Here is a 17324-nt window from a genome sequence, read left to right as displayed (position 1 = left end):
AGCATAATGTGATCATAACAGAGGTGCGTCGTGCCTCTGGCGTTAGCCACCCCTTATTACATACTGGACTCTGGCGTTTCTGGAGTGGAGGCTTCAGCCGGTCCACGTATGGGGGTTGACCCGGCTAAAGCCTCGACTCCGATCACCATATGTGGATTTCGCCAGACTCGAGTTACATATTTTACAAGGAGAACTTTAACATGAAGTCGTCGCATCTTTCAATTGGCCTGTTAGTTTTCATGGTGCTTGGCCTGCTATTGTTCGTCGGATTGCCCACGGGCTATATGCAGGACAACGCCATAATGGGAACAGAATCGGAAACCGCAAGCGGAGTAGGTTATCCGATTGTGATTGATCCCTCTGACTCCTCCCTAACTCCGGCAACGAGTCTCTACAGTAATGGAACCAACTGGGGTTTTGGGCTTGCGCTACCACAGACGTTTTGCGACAGTTTTGAAGCCGCCGATTTCGATCCCTTCTGGGAGCTTGAAGCGCAGTTTGGATCCGTTACCTTAAGCACAGAACAAAGCCACGATGGGACCCAATCAGTCAAATTCAGTTCGATAAGGCGGCAATAGGTCACTCTCACTAACACACGGGTTAGGCCAGATTGTGAAAGGAACGGTTTCTGTCTGGTTTACGATACTGCTCCAGGCCAACAGACGCTTTACTCCGCATCTGACTTATGGAACTCCACATTCCTTTGGCGAACTGGATTCTTATTTAGCGTTGGCGTGGAAGATTGATTCCGATGTTTCTCGCATTGGTCCAGATGCAATAGGAGACCAGGTAGCAATATCCCGCGAACTTTGGGCTGGCTATCATTTTGAAATCAGGATAGGCGAAACAGAGGACCATTTACTTGACGGTAACGAGGTGCTTGCGTTTACAGGTGATTACGGGTTTCAAAATTCGATCTGGTGACGTTTGGCCCTTTCGTGGCGACCTAATGCCACGTACTATTTTGATGAGTTATGTTTTGTACCGGCGACCGAAAACAACGTCATCCCTGTATCCCCACAAATCACGTCCTCAGCAGCACCTGGTTCAGCGTCCATGCGCCTTTTGGCGAGACGCAAATGGCAACAGTAACCCATTACGCCCATAGTACCTCCCGATGGGCCGTGGACAGAGGCGTGCGTCAGAATTCGGCAGTAATAGCCTTTGTCACGCTATTTGTTCCGTGATCTGACGCCGACACCGATTATTACGCTCAGATCACGTTTTACGATGATGACGGTGTCACGGCGCTCAATCCGCTGGTTTGGGACATCCACACCTGGCCACAGTAGTTGACGCCACGACAGTTTACTCAGCCACGGCTACCGTCCAGGATACCCACATCCTGGTAGAAGTGCCGATCAGCGACGATGATGCGAACACAAACAGTCAGTTAGCCGGTGGAGATAGCCACGAACGAAAATAGGGCCGTGGACACAGAAATGCGGCCCATACGCCACGGGGTCAGCCTAAACTTTGCTGTCTGCATAGTCTGACGCCTGGGGTGGATTACTGATTCGCGTCACAACCAGCGATCCGGATGGCGTCAATGGTCCTAACCCACACCAGTTAGGCCCAATCACCTACAGAGATTGGAAAACCGCACTTAGAGAAGCCAATTGGGCAAATCCGGGCTGGAGGCTGTTGTTCTGATCCGCACGGAAAGGTGGTAAGGAATTATTCAAGACCCAGGATTGGGACTACGGTTTTGGCCGAAGTGCGGCGGCACTGATTATTATGGCGGTTGCGGTCCGGGGTGGAAAGCCACATTGACCTGGAAGCGAAAGACGGTTGCACGTCTGGATTGGTGGACACACAATTCGGGCAATGTTCCTGGAGTGGAAGGTCAGAAGCCGCGATGGGTGGAGGTTGAAGTCTTGCCGGCAATGAACCTTAGTGCCGTACACAACCGCCGAGGAATTGGCGGTTGAATGAAGCGTCTCTACTTGTAGTCATCGGGCTGTCTTTCCCAGTGGCTGCAAGCGTCTCAGTGCGTTACGGTCAACGATTACACGCTTTTTAATGGCATTCATGGTTGGGCGAACGAGATCGAGGTATTTGGATCCACGAGGGATGCGTTCTAACTTATCAAGCGAGCCATAATGTATGCGCTGAATTGGTATTGGACTTCGATTTACATGCAGGGCCGAAGCCGTAACGTGGAAGAACTCCGTTAACGTCATGGAACTGGTTTCGCTCTGGCAAACGGCCATTCCCGCAAACACGCCCTATCAAAACAACGTCTCTTTCCATTCCCCAATCTCGTTGTCCGTCTTCACGGAACTGGTAACGCCGAGGATGGCATTATTTGCGCCAGACCTAGAGTTAGTGAACACAGGATGGCTGCGCGAATCGGGAAATGCCGCGAATCGAAACGGTGACTCCTGAGTTGCTGCGGTTGCCGGTAGGTGAGTAACCCTGCATCAGGGAAACCTGCAGCACAAGTCGCTATCCTGGTTAGTCTGCCGTCAAGTGTATCGTGCGGGAAAACACGGTAGGTTAATTCGCCGAATTGACCGGACAAGACGGCGTCTTATCCTACAGCGACGGTCAACGCAATCTGGTAGCGCGTTGCTCGCCCCCGCCCCACTTTCTTACAAATCCCTATGTCCACCAGATCGTTTAGATCGCGGGCGGCTGTCCGCGGGCTAACGTCCGTTAAATCGCGGTATTCCTGATTGGTGACCGCGCCATGAACCCGCATAAAGCCAATACCCTGTTGCTGCCTGGCGTTTAGGGGCAAGGTCAATTCGGGATACTTCTGCGCCAGCTTGGTCAGCGCGGCGTGCAGCGGCTCATTGCCCAACGCACTGGCAATGCTCATGCCCTGATTATAGTAAAATTTCCCTGCCGTCCCCTGACCTGACAGTGCGTAAGCCTCGGCCAGATCGTAACAAACAGTAGCCAGATGGAATTGGTTGTCCATCTCACGCAGGTAGTCATACGCCCGCATCAAATAAGGAATTGCCTGCTCATAATCGGCCCCGTTTAACACGTACCAGTTGCCCAAAGCCTTATTGTTGACAGCCACCATACGCCGATTGCCCAACTGCTGTGCCAACTCATGGCTCTCCTGGAATAAGGGGAAAGCTGCCTGATATTGTCCCTGCCGCATATACGCCATGCCCAGATTGTGTCCTGTATTCATGATACGCACGGCATCCCGCGCTTCTTGCGCGTAATGCCACGCCTGCCAGCGACACTCGATGTATTCCTCCTGGTATTGTGTAGGCTGCTGGTCGCGCAGCACATAGAGAGCAGCCGCGCGGGCGTTGTTTAAATCGGAAAGCAGGGTAACTTGCCTTTCTGTTGTGGCACGTGGGATTGCCTTTTCCGCCCGCGCCAGGTTCTGTTCTATTTGCCCGGCATCTGGACGATGGTCGATAAACACCCATGCCTCGCTAATGCAAACTTTGGCCAACAGTTCGGAATGGTCCGGGCGAGTGGTGTCTGTGAGCAAACGCTCACAATGACCAAAATGGATAAGCGCAGCATCAGGGTCGATCTGGCGATGGATACGGCCTAACCGATAATAGGCTTCAGCTTTAACACCTTTGTCGGTCGCGCCCAATGCCTCTTGATATGCCTGCTGAGCGTTCTTTAACTCGCTTATCTGTTCTTCGACTTCACCACGTAAGATTTGCAGCTTTGCCCATAGGTCTAAAGGCAAGTCGCCCGGTTTAAACGCAGTTAATCGCTCTCGCAATAATGCATTAGGCAGTTTGCTCCGTTCTCGTGGTCGTGCGATCAGCAGCAGCGCAGCTTTCTGCGCATGGTCCGCCATTTGCCAATGGTACACCGCTTCCAGCAAATCACCATGCTGCTCATAATGGGTCGCCGCCTGTTGCTCCCATTCGCTCCGCTCGTCAGGAGGCAACAAGGTCAAGAGATAGGGGCGGATTTCAGGGTGAACGGTCACTTGCGTGGCTGTCTGGTTGCTTTGCAACAAGTTAACGCGGCAGAGTTGTGTGATACACGCATGGAAGATTTCCACGGCAAAGGGAGAACGAACGCTTAGCGGTATCGGAGCGCGAAAAACTGCCAAGAAACGTAAAGTTTTTTGCTGCTCCTGGGGACGACCACCGTAACGTAATCCAATCATCCACTCCCTAAGTTGTACGATTTCCGTGGGTGTTTGAAGTTGTTGACGGAGAATGCCGGCAACCCGCCTGATCGCCGCCCGCCGCCGTGACTGGGCCGTAGCATCACTCACCAACATTTCATCAGCATATTTCTTCGCCGACATCCCCTTCACATATCGTTGAACGAGAAGGTCAGCGCTTTGGTGCGACCACGCCGTTCCTCTGGCCCGCAACCTCTCCAACGTCCATTGCAGGACGGCGCGCATGGCGTAACACCTGGCATCAGGATATGTCTCATCTCCCTCTAGCAAACATGTCGCCACAAGCGCGCTGGTAATCAACGGGGAACGCATCAGCCGCGAACAAGATCGATAATTTAAGAAGAGCCGTCGGATAAGTTCCTCATACTCTCTATCGCCCATAACCAGCCAATTCGCGTCATCCATTGGTCACGTTTCCTGTAATCGCGCCATTTGTGGATCAAATCGCACAAGTCTCGCCTGAAAACTTAATAGATGCTTCCCATTATTTAGATAGGTCAGGCCCCCCTATACTATAGAGGGATAGCAGATTCTCGCACGCGGTATAGTTGGCAAAAAGTTCTGCTGATGAGAACAACACCTGGTCGTGATTTAGGCGATGAAGCTTGAATTCTGAGCCACTGTGGACTCAAAAATCGCGTGTTGGTTCAAAAGGAGGATGAATAAGGAGAAGTGTAACTGCTAAGCCAGATTGGACCAATTTTCTCTGGTGAAAATGGCCATTGAGCGCGTGAAATTGGTCCAATCTCCAGAGAGGGTTAGTAGAGTATAACAGAGAAAACCGCTTGTACAGAACAAATCAAATCCAGGAGGACTGAACATGAAAGGCCATCGAACCATCGGTTTATTTGTTATTACAATGATTTTGTTTACGAGTCTGATGCAAACAGATTTTGCGTCGGGGCAAGAAACCTGGCAGCACAACAGATATGGAGCTATTGAGTCGGGAGCTATCAAGAAGATCGGGAATGGCGGCATGACGGAACAGGCTGCGCAATGGGCCACTACCTACGGGGGATCTGAAACTGACGCCATTGACTATGTGCAACAAACCAGCGACGGAGGATACGTCGCTATCGGTAAAACACATTCCTTTGGTGCCGGCGGCGAATCAGCCTGGATCTTCAAAATAGCTTCAGACGGTATGGTCGTGTGGGAGAGAAGATTTGCCGTCACCAGCCGGATTTTCTCGGCAGTCGAAAACGGCACTGGATTTGTTTTTGTTGGCCGATCAGATGTTGCCGGTGGTGCCTGGATCGTTCAGCTAAACGCCGTGGGAAATATCGTTTGGCAAAAAAGCTATGGAGGCGGTGAACTTCGATCCATCCAGAGAACGGGTAATGGCTTTATTGTTGCCGGCGAAAGAAGCAGTGACTTTTGGGTGTTACGGCTTGGCAATGACGGGTCGATTATCTGGCAGAATACCTATGGAGGCAACAATAACGAATATACGGGCACGAACGCCGCCATTCAACAAACGGCTGATGGCGGATTCATTGTCGCCGGCCATACGCATTCTTTTGGCGCGGGAAGCAGCGATTTCTGGGTATTAAAACTCACCAGTAGCGGCGCAGTGGTCTGGCAGAAAGCTTATGGTGGACCTGGCGAAGATCAGGCAGAGGCCGTACGGCAAACGAGTGATGGCGGATACATTGTCACCGGGCACACCGCATCTTTTGGCGCCGGTTCCTGGGATGCCTGGGTACTCAAACTGGATGCCAATGGCAATGTCATGTGGGAGAAGACTTATGGCGGAACTGGTACAGATACGGCCCTATCGATCCAGGAAACCAGCGATGGCGGATTTGTTGTGGCGGGAAACAATGGGTCTTTTGGCGCAGGGGACTGGGATGCCTGGGTACTTAAGCTGACAGTCAGCGGTGCAGTTACGTGGGAGCATACTTTTGGCGGCGTAAACGAAGAAGAAGCAATCCACATCGAAGAAACAAGCGATGGCGGATTCGTCGTGGCCGCGCGAACTCTTTCCTATGGCGCTGGCAATCACGACGCCTGGGTACTGAAGCTCAACAATCTGGGTCAGATTGATGGCTGTGCGGCCATGGGGTCTGGCAATGCCTCTGTTTTGCCCTCTAATGCGCAGATTACAAACACGAGCGCATCTCCCCAATCTCTCTCAGACACGCCTTTGCCTACCAATGACATAGCCCTCAATACGACCATCATCAGCGAGACAACGTGCTCCGCGGGGGGGTGCGCGCTGGGCCTGGTGGCTAATTACAATGGTGGGCAGATGTCGCTGACCTATGGTCTTTATACGGGGCCAGAAGTTGTAACATGGGTAAACTCCGTCAACGTGATGGGAAACTGGTTCCGCTTGTGGGCGTCATCACTGCCCGCGGACACGCCTTATCAGAACACTATCTCCTTCCCGTTCCCCAACTTTGGCAATGTCGCTGTCTTCACGGAACTGGTGACGCCGCAAGATGGGATTATCTGCGCTGATTATGCGTTGGTGAACACAGGCGCAGCGGCCGCTAATGGGGGAGTGCCGCGCATCCAGACGGTATCTCCAGAGCTGCTACAGTTACCAGCGGATAAGTAACTGACCATCAAGGAAACCTGCCGGGGAGGTGATAAGGCACTCGCCTCCTCGCCACCCACCGCGGCTGGTCACGAACACCTAGGGAAGACGCTGGGCGTCTTCCCTATGCCCCTTTTGTTGGCGGCAAGCAATTGTGAACTGATTCTTGAGAGAACAGACAATGAAGGATAAAGGATTTCTTACCTGGTTCGTCGTGATCAGTTTGTTGCTAGAGACCGTTTGGATGGTCTCGTGGCCGGTGAATGCCGGCATTCCCCCCACACCCCCACAAACGAACCCACTCCTGAACGGCAGCAGTGGCGAATGGACGCTGGCTTTCGGAGGCGCCGGGAATGAGCAGTTGTACGCCCTGGATAAGACAATAGATGGCGGGTCCGTCGTTGCCGGCAGCAGCGATTCCTTCACGCCGGGCAACACGGACGCCTGGATCATCAAGCGAGATGCCTGGGGTACTGCCCTCTGGCAGGAAACCCTCAGCCTCAACGACCACACAGTAGCGACGACTATCGTCGCCACAAGTGATGGCAGCTATCTGGTAGCCGGCTATGCCTACAGCAACCAGATCATTGATTGGGACGCCTGGGCGGTGAAACTCAACGACGACGGCAACATAGCCTGGCAGTATCGCTTCAGCGGTTCTGGCGTGGACAATCCCACCGCGATTCAGGAAACGAGCGACGGCGGCGCTATCGTTGCCGGCTGGACCTCTTCCTTTGGCGCGGGAGATGCCGATTTGTGGCTGCTTAAACTCAACAGTGATGGCACAGTCGCCTGGGAAAGCACCGTGGGCGGCGCAGCGGATGATTACGCCAACGCCGTGCGCCAGACGAGCGATGGCGGCTACCTCGCGGCAGGCTACACGTACTCCTTTGGCAGCGGGGAGGCGGATGCCTGGGTGCTGAAGTTGGACAGTAATGGCATCGTCATCTGGCAGAAAAGTTACGGCGACGCGGGTTTTGAATTCGCCAATGACATCCAGGCAACCGGCGACGGCGGCTACGTGCTGGTTGGAGCTATTTTCCCTTCGCTGGAAACGGAGGATTCTGAAGGTTGGATCGTTAAACTCGACAACAGTGGCGCCGTGGTCTGGCAAAAAGGCGTCGGCGGCGGCAGCAGTGACGGCTTTCAGGCCGTGCAAGAGACGGCAAGCGGCCACTATCTGATCGGCGGCTGGACCGCTTCCTTTGGCGGGGGCGGGAACGATCTCTGGCTGCTGGACTTTGATGGCAGCGGCGGCAGCGTCTGGCAAAAGGCGTATGGGCAGGGAGCAGAGGAAAGGGGACAGGCGCTGGCGCTGACGGACGATGGAGGAATTCTCGCGGCAGGTGACACCCGCTCCCTCGGGGCGGGCGGCAGTGACTACTGGCTGCTCAAACTGGACGGTCAGGGCGTCATTGCCGCTTGCGCTATCGGCGTAGAAAGCAACGCGGTTGTTTACGATACGGCGGTAGCGGCTGTGAACACGAATGGCGTCGCGCAGACTCCTTCCGCCAACGTGTCCCTGGCCACCGCAGTGGTGCAGGCGACAGAGGCTGCCGGCATTTCCCTCTGTCGCGTCTGGTCCCTCACTACCATCTATGCCCTGGCGGGCGACAATGATCCGTCTAACCTCACGAATCTTGCCGACTACTTCCAACCCATGATGGACAACTTCATCAGCGCAACGGCGGGCAAGCCGGGCCTGGTGGTCATTTTCCTGGCGGACCTGGACGGGCAAGGAGATACGGTCATTCACGTCATTCAGGATGGCCTTGACACACCGATTGATGGGCTGCCTGATGATGCCGGCATCCTCAACCTGGATCGAGATGAATACAACATGGCCAGCGGCGCCGACCTGGGCGCGTTTCTGCTTTGGGCGCAAAACAATTACCCCGCCCACAAAACCCTGTTCTCCTTCATCGGCCACGGTTCGTTTTTGGTCCCCAATGTGGACAATGACGACATTATCCACCTGTTCCCCGACTATTTTGCACCCCGCAGACCTTATACCATTGAGGTAGACCCCGGCTTTACCGACGTGCATCCCGTGGGATTCATCACCCCCCACACAGTTGGGGAAGCCTTGAGCATGGGGACGCAAGATGGAACTAACCCGATTGACATTCTGGACTTGACGCATTGTTTTGCCGCCTCGGTAGAGGAATTTTACGAAACGGCCAATGCCGGCGGCGCATCCCCCTACGCAGACATCATCATTGGCTCTCCCAATTACACCTACTCATCTCCCGATATGGCCGCGCAGTCGCTGATGAATCTTGATCCGGACGCCGATGCCGCCACGATAGCCAACGTGATCATCGCTGCCTATGATGCCGTATTGAACCAGGCTGATTTGTCTGATGGGGACGATGATGTGGAACATCCGCGTCTGATCGTGGCCGTAGACAGCAGCCAGTTGGCGGCCTTTAAGGACGAAATGGATGGCATGTCATTGGCGATGCTGTCCGCGTTTGACAACGATCCCGCGGGTACGAAAGATGCCCTGCTGGCCGCCTACCTCGGCGCGGGCAGCTACTACGATACCACGTTTTGCGCCCCCGACTGGACGTTAGCCACACCCGATGCCCTGGTGGATGTGGGTGCATTTTTGCAGTCCGTTGCCGGCACATTCGGCGCATCAACGGACATCGGCACACATGCGACGGCGGCGTACAATCTGGTAAGCAGCGCGGTCATTACGCGCAGCGCCCACAGTGGCACCCCCTGGTTTGCCCCTCCCGTGGCCCCAACCTGGACCCTGACCAATACGGAGCGGATCGGTCTGGCGCTCTACGCCGACGTGCAAGGTCAACCAGATAACTCCGGCGATACCGTGACCCTTCCCTGGGTTCCCCTTTACACCGACGCCTCCGTGATCACGGTGACTAACGCCCTCAGTTTCACCTGGGAAGTCGCCAACGATTACCCTTATGCGTTCGTGCGGGACGGTGCTGCCGGCATCACCTGAAGCGACGTTTTGCAGCGATATTGGGAAGTCAGGCAGGCGCAGGATGGCGTGACGCTCATCACACAACCCTGCTTGACGAGATTGCCGGCATCGCAACAAGAAGCCGAACTATCCGCCGAAAGCATCACCTCTCCTATTTCCGGAACCATCACCGTCGGCGTGCCCATCCTGCCCACGGTAGAAATCAACACGGATCGCGCCGTCATCAACCCCGTTGTTACCTTTGAAATAAGCATTGATGGATCACGGGTTTACACCAACAGCATCGCGGCAGGCTACCTCCTCACGGGCACGCACGGGATTGAAGCATCCTATCCGTTCACGCCTACTGTAGCCGGCAGCTTGACGCTGTCAGCGACCGTTGACCCTGACAACCGCTTTTGGGAAACGAACGAACTGGACAACATCGCCGTCCTCCATGACGAGGTTTTTGAGAACGAGATACTGATAGTAACGGTCACCATGCCGGAGGGCGGGCAATGGCTCACACATCGAGACGTAACGCTGACGATGAGCAGCACCCTCCCTATTCATGCGTTGGACATCCAGGTGTACCAGTATGCGCCAGGCACTGACGCACAGACGCAGGCGCCTGTTCTGCTTGACGATCATCATGACGATGCCCCTATCTTCAACGGCGACGACTACACATTCACGCTGCCAGACACCATCCGGGCGGGTTTGCTTACGCTGCACGTGTGGAGCAGAAGCAATGGTCGCCCCACGCCCGAACCATCCGTGCTGCACCTGAATTACGCGCCCGATAGCCATGTGCTGGACACAAACGATGACACATACCGTTATCACGCTGATGGCGGCCAGGCGATCACACTCACTTTAAGTGTTCTGGTCGGTGAAGCGAGCCTGTTCGTGTGGGAACCACACAACTTTTGGGCAGCGCGTCGGGTAAACGTGAATGCCGGCATAACGCAAACCCTCGTCATCTCCCCCACACGCGCCGGCGATTACCAGTTGCGGGTTGAAGGGCAGGTCTCCGGAACGCAATACACCATCCGCGCCCATGCCCCCGCGCCAGCCGACGATTCCTTGTTGTGGCACAATCTGCCGGCACAACAGCATCAGCGCGCACAGTATCGGTCCCCTGTTCCGCAGGTAGGCGATTATCAATGCGTGGCCGTGCGCGTGAATGCCGGCAGTAACCTCATCTCCATCCCCTTTGAAACCAACGACATGCGCCTCGCCACCCTCTTCCCCGATGCCCTTGCACTCTTGATGCCAGGAGGTCCCGTCACAGAGACATTGCACACGGGACAAGGGTATGTGGTCATATTCGACCGCCCTTACCAGTACGCCCTCTGTGGCGCCCCCGTTACGCCGCAAGTGATTGCCGTTACCGCCGGGTGGAACTTCGTCGGCGCCTTTGACACGCCCGTATCAATCATGGCGCTGACGACCAATCCACCTGGGGCACGCCAATCCTCGTTCCTTCAACTGGTCAATGGCGGTTGGTCCCCTGTTTCCCTCTTGCAGCCGGGAAAGGGCTACCTGGTTCGCTTTGGCGCGCCGGCCACTCTGCTTTTCCCACCGTGAGCGCCTGCCTGTTTGGTTGACAGGTGTATAGGTTTCCGTTTTTCAGATTGGTTCATTCCTGAAGAGTGAATCAATCTTGGGCCGCGTTCCACAACTGCCCAACATTGCCCCGAAAACCTCTTGACAAAACTAGAAACCTGGTTAATAATTTCCACGTCTGGAAACTAGTAACTCGTTTACTAATTTGAAATTATGTCTGTACGGAACGCCATTCTTGGATTACTGGCCCATCGCCCCCGCCACGGCTACGAATTGCATGACGCATTCGAGGCCATGGTCGGCGGCGTGGAAAATTGGGACCTCAAGCCCGCGCAGGTCTACACCACGCTCGCCCGCCTGGAAAAGAAGGGGCTGGTCGTGGAAGACAGCGTTGAGCAAGCCGGCGGGCCAGAAAAGCACATCTACACCGTCACGGATGCCGGCATGGCCGAACTCCGCGCCTGGTTTTCCGAACCGGTAACCAGCGACCGGCGGCGAGATGAGTTTTTTCTGAAGCTGATGCTCAGCGTGGCCATCACCGAAGGCGATCCGCGACGCCTGATCTACGTGCAGCGGGCCAGCCTGTACAAAGAACTGCACGCGATCACGGCGCAGCGCAGCCGCGTCGATCCCAGGTCGGAGCTGGCCTACGTCTTGTTGTTAGACCAGGCCGTGATGCACCTGGAAGCAGACCTGCGCTGGCTAGAAATGGTGGAAGCGCGGCTCGACGAAATCAGCCGCCAACCCATTCCTGAGCCTGTGGAGCGGCCACGCGGACGGCCTCCCAGAAGCGACGAATCGTAGCAAGCCGCACCGTAGGGCAGCCCGCCGCTGCCCAATCAACCTGGAGAAAGGGTATGAGCATTGTAAAAACCGAGCAGCTAACAAGGGTCTATGGCACGGGCGCGACCGCCGTCACCGCCTTGAACCGGCTTAACGTCGATATTCAGCCGGGCGAATTCGTGGCCGTAATGGGTCCCAGCGGCTGCGGCAAATCCACGCTCCTGCACCTGGTGGGCGGCCTGGACAAACCTTCATCCGGGCGCGTCATGCTCAATGGTCAAGACATTTCCCGCTTCAACGACGACCAAATGACGCAACTCCGCCGCCGGCATATTGGCTTTATCTTCCAGTTCTTCAACCTGATCCCCGTTTTGGAAGCGGTGGAAAACGCGGCGCTGCCCCTGATCCTGGATGGGGCCAAGGAGGGTGAGGCGCGACAGAAGGCGGAAACGTGGCTGAAGCGGATGGGGCTGGGTGACCGCCTCGCCCATCGACCAGACCAGCTTTCCGGCGGCGAGCAGCAGCGGGTGGCGATTGCGCGCGCGCTGGTGGCCGAACCGATGCTCATCCTGGCGGATGAACCAACGGGCAACCTGGATTCGCGTTCCGCGGACGAAATCGCCGTGCTGCTGCGCCAGATCAGCGAAGAATGGCAGCGTACGGTGCTGATGGTGACGCACGACCCGCGTATTGCCGCTCATGCCAACCGCATCATTTTCCTCAAGGATGGCACCATGGTGGATGAAACGCGGCTTTCTGGCAACGATCGCCAGGGAGAGGTGGCCTTGCGGCAAAAACTGGAGGTGGCGAGATGACGTTTCAACTGAAATTGGCCCTGCGCTATCTGCGCGGGCGCAAGCTGCGCACGACTTTAACGCTAATCGCTATCACTTTTGGCGTCACGATTGTGTTTGGTTTCAACGGGATTTTGCCGGCAATGCAGCAAGCCCTACAAACCAATCTATCCGCCGCCGTGGACCAGGTAGACCTGACCATCACCAGTCAGGCGCGCGGCGCTTTTGACGCCAACGTTACGGAGCAGGTACGCCAGACCCCCGGCGTGGCTCTGGCCGCTCCTTCCCTGGCGCGACCGCTGCTGGTCCCCACGGCGGAGGCCATCACCGCCGCGGATGGCACGGCCATCACTTCGTTTATCTTACGCGGCGTGCTGCCAGAGCAGTTGACCGACCTCAACCCCGTCTCCCTGGCCGCCGGTCGTCCGCTGATCGCGGCAGACGAGAACAGCGTCCTCATCTCCAATAACCTGGCTCAGGAAACGGGCCTGCGCGTAGGCGACACGCTCAAGCTGCCCTCGGCTACGGGCTTAATGACTTTTGAGATCGTGGGCATCACGATGGGGCGTCCGCCCATGGGCAGCGAGGAGTTGATTGTGCCCCTGGCAGCGGCGCAAACGGTATTCAATCTTCCCGGACTGGCTAACACGATTGAGGCCAGGTTCGATGCCGGCATCAACCCCGAAACCGTGCGCCAGGATATCCTCGCCCGCCTGGGCAGCGGCTACAAAGTTGGCGGCAACGAAACCGGCTCCGAATTCGCCGCCGCCCTCAACTCCGCCAAATACGTCATGAACCTGTTCGGCGTCATTGCCGCGGCCATGGGCGGTTTTATCATCTTCATTACCTTCCGCACAGTCGTCGTGGAACGTCGGCGCGACATCGGCATGTTGCGCATCATCGGCGCATCCCGTCGCACCATCCTGGGCATGATCCTGGCGGAATGCCTGCTGCTGGGCAGTATCGGAACAGTTCTCGGAATTCTGCTTGGCTTCTTCATGGCCTACGGACTGCTGGTTGGGATGCAACCCATCATGGAAAACATGATGCACGCCCGCCTGGGCACACCCGCCTTCGCCCCCTGGGTATACGTCGTCGCCGTCGTTTTAGGACTGGGACTGACCGTGCTGGCGGGATTGGTGCCGGCACTGGCCGCCACTCGCGTATCGCCGCTGGATGCCTTGCGCCCCTCGTTGGCGGAAGTAGAGCGCCGCAGCGCCGGTCGCAGCGCGATTGCCGGCATTGTTGTCGTCATCATCGCCTTTCTCACCCTCATTGGCGGCAACGTCGGCCTGGCCTCGTTGGGCATCCTCCTGTTCATGATCGGCCTGGTCCTGATTGGCCCCGCCCTGATCTACCCCATTGCCCGCACCTTCGGCAGCCTGCTCCGCCTCATCTTTGCGCGCGAAGGCCAGATTGCGCAGGGGAACCTGACGCGGCAGCCCGGACGCGCGGCCATCACCGCTTCCGCCATCACCATCGGGCTTTCGCTCCTGGTGGCCATGGGTGGCCTGATCACCTCCCTCATGGGCGGCCTGAACGGCTGGATTGACAAGACACTGGGCAGCGACTACCTGTACATGCCGCAGTCGTTGGTGCTGGGCGGCGGCAACATCGGCGCGGGGCCGCGGTTGGTGGAAGAGATCAAGACGATTCCCGGCGTCTCCGAGGTGACGACGCTGCGGCAGACAACGGCCCGCATTGATGGCACGGACCTGCAGATCGTGGGCATCGATCCCGTTACCTATCCCCAGGTGTCCGGCCTAATTTTCAGCGCCGGGGATGAGGCCACCATCTACGACCGGCTGGCATCGGGGCGAGAGATTGTGGTCAATGGAATATTCGCGGCGCAAGCGGGCGTGAAGTTGGGCGACACACTGCCGCTGCAATCACCGGAAGGCGTGTTGGAATATCACGTTGCCGGCATTGGCGGCGACTTCATGAACTACAAAATTGCCACCGGCTACGTCTCCCAGGAAAACATGGCGCGCGACTTCCACGCCACCACCGACCTGCTCCTCATGGTCAACCAGCAAGACAACGCCAACACAGCCCAGGTAGACGGGGCGCTGCGAACCCTCGCCCGCGACTATCCCGCTTTCGGCTTCTATTCGCTGACCGAGTGGAAGACGGAAATCGGCACGATGCTCGAAGTCTTCAACGCCATGTACGTGCTGCTGATCGTGCTGGCTATTCCCTCGTTGATCGCCCTGATCAACACCCTGGCGATTAACGTCCTGGAGCGGACGCGCGAGATCGGCACGCTGCGCGCCGTGGGGGCCACCCGCCGCCAGGTGCGCCGCATGATCACCGCGGAGAGCCTGCTGCTGGCGGCCACGGGGACGCTGTTTGGCCTTCTGGCCGGACTATGGCTCAGCTACATTCTCGTCGGGGCCATGAACTTCGTCGGGCTGGTCTTCCCCTTTGCCTTCTCCTACGCGGGGCTGCTGCTGGCGATTGCTGTGGGCATCGGCTTTGGCATCATCGGCGCCATAATCCCGGCGCGACAGGCGGCGAAGTTGGACATCGTGCGCGCGCTGGCCTACGAATAAGCGCCACCCGGCGCTTGCGGTGCGCAGGCAAAACACAGCGGCCAGGGCACACTGTTCATCCGTGCCCTGGCCGCATCGTTTTCGGCATAAACCGCACCGCTCAAACTCAGGGGTGCGCTTCGTAGGCGTAAAACAGGGGATTGGCGTAGACGCCCTCAAAGGTGCGGAGCGTTCCCCCCGGAAAACGGGCTTCCACTTCCTGGATTTCCAATGAACGCTCCGGTACAAAAACAAAAACCATGTTGGCGGTGGCAGTGGTCGCGTCCGGCGAACCCGCTTCCGTCACGTCAAACAAGTTGACATCCGGCTGGAATTCCGTGGAAAGGAAGGGAGGCGAGGGCACTCTTCAGACTCAACCTCGTTTGGTCCTCGCCTCCCTTTATTGTAGACCTTGCGGAAGCGAATGGCTATAATCCCCAATTCAGGGAGCCTGGAATTCGCACTATTCACGACACGCGAGGTCGGGCATGAAGAAAACTGTCCTTAACTTCAAAATCATGGCGGCACTGCAATTGGTCTTCTTTATCATCTCCTTTGGCGCCGTGCAACGCATGATGGCCCATTCATCCGCGAATAATGTGGATATGACGTGGGCCAGCGCCTACAGCTTTGCCAATCATTATGTGAGCCTGAGTAGCATACAGCAGACCAGCGATGGGGGTTACATTGGGGTGGGCTACATTAGCCCAAACGGCGAGGAGCAAATTGTTTACATCTGGGTGGTCAAATTGGACAGCGCGGGAGAAATCATCTGGCAGCGACAAATCGGCCGTGGTTTATCACAACTATATGATGAGGGATTTGTCGTTCGTGAATTGCCTGATGGCGACTTCGCTCTTCTGGGTAGCTCGCAGTTTCCTGATGGCCCAACCTGGCGCCTGAATCTCTGGTTGGGACGGATTTCGAGCGACGGAGAGATGCTCTGGCAAAAGCGAATTGGTGACAACTCGTTGTATTTTTCGCCAGCAAGCATGATTGTCACCAACGACGGAAGTATTGCCGTATTGGCCGAAAGAATTGTTGTCGGCGTAGCCTGGGCTGATTTCTGGCTGGCCAAATTAGATGGGGATGGGCAGATTCTATGGGAACGCATCTACGGGGGGGGTGATGTTGAATACCCGAGTGATCTCCTGGAAACGGCAACTGGAGAGTACCTGATCACGGGGAGTAGCGTGTCTTTCAGCAGCAACCTTTGGGGAGACGCCTGGCTCCTCAAATTGGACCGCGATGGGGAAATCATCTGGCAGAAAAAGTTCGGTGGCGAGCGATTTGAAAAAGGTTACCACATCCTGCCGGCTAGTGAAGGCGGGTACCTGTTAGCTGGAGTGACAGCATCATACGTCATTTACCCGGATTACGGGCATGTCTGGCTCATAAAACTTGATACAGACGGGGCCATCACCTGGCAAAAGACGTACCGAATAAGCCCGGGCGCTGGTGAGCCGGTTATTGGTTACATGGCCGCCACTGACAGCTATGTCATAAGTACACGGACCGATACGGCTGAAAGCTGGACTTTTGCAGTAGACACCAATGGGAATATCATGTGGCAGAAGTTTTTTGATTTTCCCGGTGGTATTGGGGATCTGCAGCCAACGGATGATGGCGGGATTATTATGGCGGGTCCATCTATCAACGTGGACTGGGATCTCTATGGCTGGTTGGTCACAAAAGCATCTGCCACGGGGGACGTTAGCGATTGCGCTGAGATTGTTGAAGTTGAGGACGGTATCAGTATTGTGACCAATGATGAAGGAATAGACACAGCCTCCTTTAGTCTGGTAACCGACACACCTGTATCAGACGAGGCGTATCCCGTGATCGCTACCTTTGCCACTCGCAATCAGTGGTGTCCTGTTATTCCCGAAATGACGCCCACGCCCACACTTGCGCCTACGGTCACGCCCACGATGACACCCACCCCTATGTTTACGCCGGACCATTGGGACTATTTGCCGGCAATCGTCCGCTAGGAGCTTGTCGAATTAAGAAAGTGGAACGCAGATTCCGCAGATTCACATGGCCAAGA

The 17324-nt window shown here is 56.3% G+C and carries 11 protein-coding genes; 9 read left to right on the top strand and 2 right to left on the bottom strand.

The window, feature by feature from the left end:
* Nucleotides 1-200: 200 nt before the first annotated feature.
* Entirely contained in the window at nt 201-578 is a 378-nt protein-coding gene (locus tag H6650_05055) for a hypothetical protein (protein MCB8951364.1), read from the top strand.
* Between the two features lie 34 nt (nt 579-612).
* Nucleotides 613-924 carry a hypothetical protein gene (locus H6650_05050; GenBank protein ID MCB8951363.1) on the top strand — a complete coding sequence of 104 codons (312 nt, stop codon included), beginning with the start codon at nt 613-615 and terminating at the stop codon, nt 922-924.
* Between the two features lie 1609 nt (nt 925-2533).
* On the opposite strand, the gene H6650_05045 is transcribed toward H6650_05050, so the two are convergent.
* Complete coding sequence (locus tag H6650_05045) at nt 2534-4348, bottom strand: tetratricopeptide repeat protein (protein ID MCB8951362.1); 1815 nt, start codon at nt 4346-4348, stop codon at nt 2534-2536.
* A gap of 595 nt (nt 4349-4943) precedes the next feature.
* On the opposite strand from H6650_05045, the gene H6650_05040 reads away from it, so the two are divergent.
* The 6 genes from H6650_05040 to H6650_05015 all read left to right on the top strand — a co-directional run bounded on the left by H6650_05040 (nt 4944) and on the right by H6650_05015 (nt 15295).
* Entirely contained in the window at nt 4944-6686 is a 1743-nt protein-coding gene (locus tag H6650_05040) for a hypothetical protein (GenBank protein MCB8951361.1), read from the top strand.
* 160 nt (nt 6687-6846) lie between these two features.
* Nucleotides 6847-9636, top strand: coding sequence for a hypothetical protein (locus tag H6650_05035; protein ID MCB8951360.1), 2790 nt, complete (start codon nt 6847-6849; stop codon nt 9634-9636).
* A 9-nt stretch (nt 9637-9645) separates the two neighbouring features.
* The gene (locus tag H6650_05030; protein MCB8951359.1) at nt 9646-11187 is read left to right on the top strand and encodes a hypothetical protein; all 1542 of its coding nucleotides are present in this window, start codon (nt 9646-9648) and stop codon (nt 11185-11187) included.
* Between the two features lie 192 nt (nt 11188-11379).
* Nucleotides 11380-11970 (top strand): PadR family transcriptional regulator, encoded by a 591-nt coding sequence (locus tag H6650_05025; protein ID MCB8951358.1) that lies wholly within the window; start codon nt 11380-11382, stop codon nt 11968-11970.
* 53 nt (nt 11971-12023) lie between these two features.
* Nucleotides 12024-12764: an ABC transporter ATP-binding protein gene (locus H6650_05020; protein MCB8951357.1), complete on the top strand. Its 741-nt coding sequence runs from the start codon at nt 12024-12026 to the stop codon at nt 12762-12764.
* The gene (locus H6650_05015; GenBank protein ID MCB8951356.1) at nt 12761-15295 is read left to right on the top strand and encodes an ABC transporter permease; all 2535 of its coding nucleotides are present in this window, start codon (nt 12761-12763) and stop codon (nt 15293-15295) included. Before H6650_05020 ends, H6650_05015 begins: the two co-directional genes overlap by 4 nt.
* A gap of 106 nt (nt 15296-15401) precedes the next feature.
* Here the strand turns inward: H6650_05015 and H6650_05010 are convergent, their stop codons facing one another.
* Nucleotides 15402-15638 carry a hypothetical protein gene (locus tag H6650_05010; protein ID MCB8951355.1) on the bottom strand — a complete coding sequence of 79 codons (237 nt, stop codon included), beginning with the start codon at nt 15636-15638 and terminating at the stop codon, nt 15402-15404.
* Nucleotides 15639-15762: 124 nt separating this feature from the next.
* On the opposite strand from H6650_05010, the gene H6650_05005 reads away from it, so the two are divergent.
* Nucleotides 15763-17268, top strand: a complete 1506-nt coding sequence (locus H6650_05005) for a PQQ-like beta-propeller repeat protein (protein MCB8951354.1) — start codon at nt 15763-15765, stop codon at nt 17266-17268.
* The last annotated feature ends 56 nt before the right edge of the window (nt 17269-17324 follow it).

This window comes from Ardenticatenales bacterium (genome assembly GCA_020634515.1).
Lineage (GTDB): Bacteria > Chloroflexota > Anaerolineae > Promineifilales > Promineifilaceae > JAGVTM01.
The sequence above is the reverse complement of the archived record's forward strand: the minus strand, read 5'-3'. Positions and strand labels throughout refer to the sequence as shown.

What these genes read in the sequence shown, in the direction of transcription:
- H6650_05055 (MCB8951364.1), top strand. Translation starts at nt 201, where the DNA reads ATGAAGTCGTCGCATCTTTCAATTGGCCTGTTAGTTTTCATGGTGCTT.
- H6650_05045 (MCB8951362.1), bottom strand. Translation starts at nt 4,348, where the DNA reads ATGCGCGCCGTCCTGCAATGGACGTTGGAGAGGTTGCGGGCCAGAGGA.
- H6650_05040 (MCB8951361.1), top strand. Translation starts at nt 4,944, where the DNA reads ATGAAAGGCCATCGAACCATCGGTTTATTTGTTATTACAATGATTTTG.
- H6650_05035 (MCB8951360.1), top strand. Translation starts at nt 6,847, where the DNA reads ATGAAGGATAAAGGATTTCTTACCTGGTTCGTCGTGATCAGTTTGTTG.
- H6650_05025 (MCB8951358.1), top strand. Translation starts at nt 11,380, where the DNA reads ATGTCTGTACGGAACGCCATTCTTGGATTACTGGCCCATCGCCCCCGC.
- H6650_05020 (MCB8951357.1), top strand. Translation starts at nt 12,024, where the DNA reads ATGAGCATTGTAAAAACCGAGCAGCTAACAAGGGTCTATGGCACGGGC.
- H6650_05015 (MCB8951356.1), top strand. Translation starts at nt 12,761, where the DNA reads ATGACGTTTCAACTGAAATTGGCCCTGCGCTATCTGCGCGGGCGCAAG.
- H6650_05005 (MCB8951354.1), top strand. Translation starts at nt 15,763, where the DNA reads ATGAAGAAAACTGTCCTTAACTTCAAAATCATGGCGGCACTGCAATTG.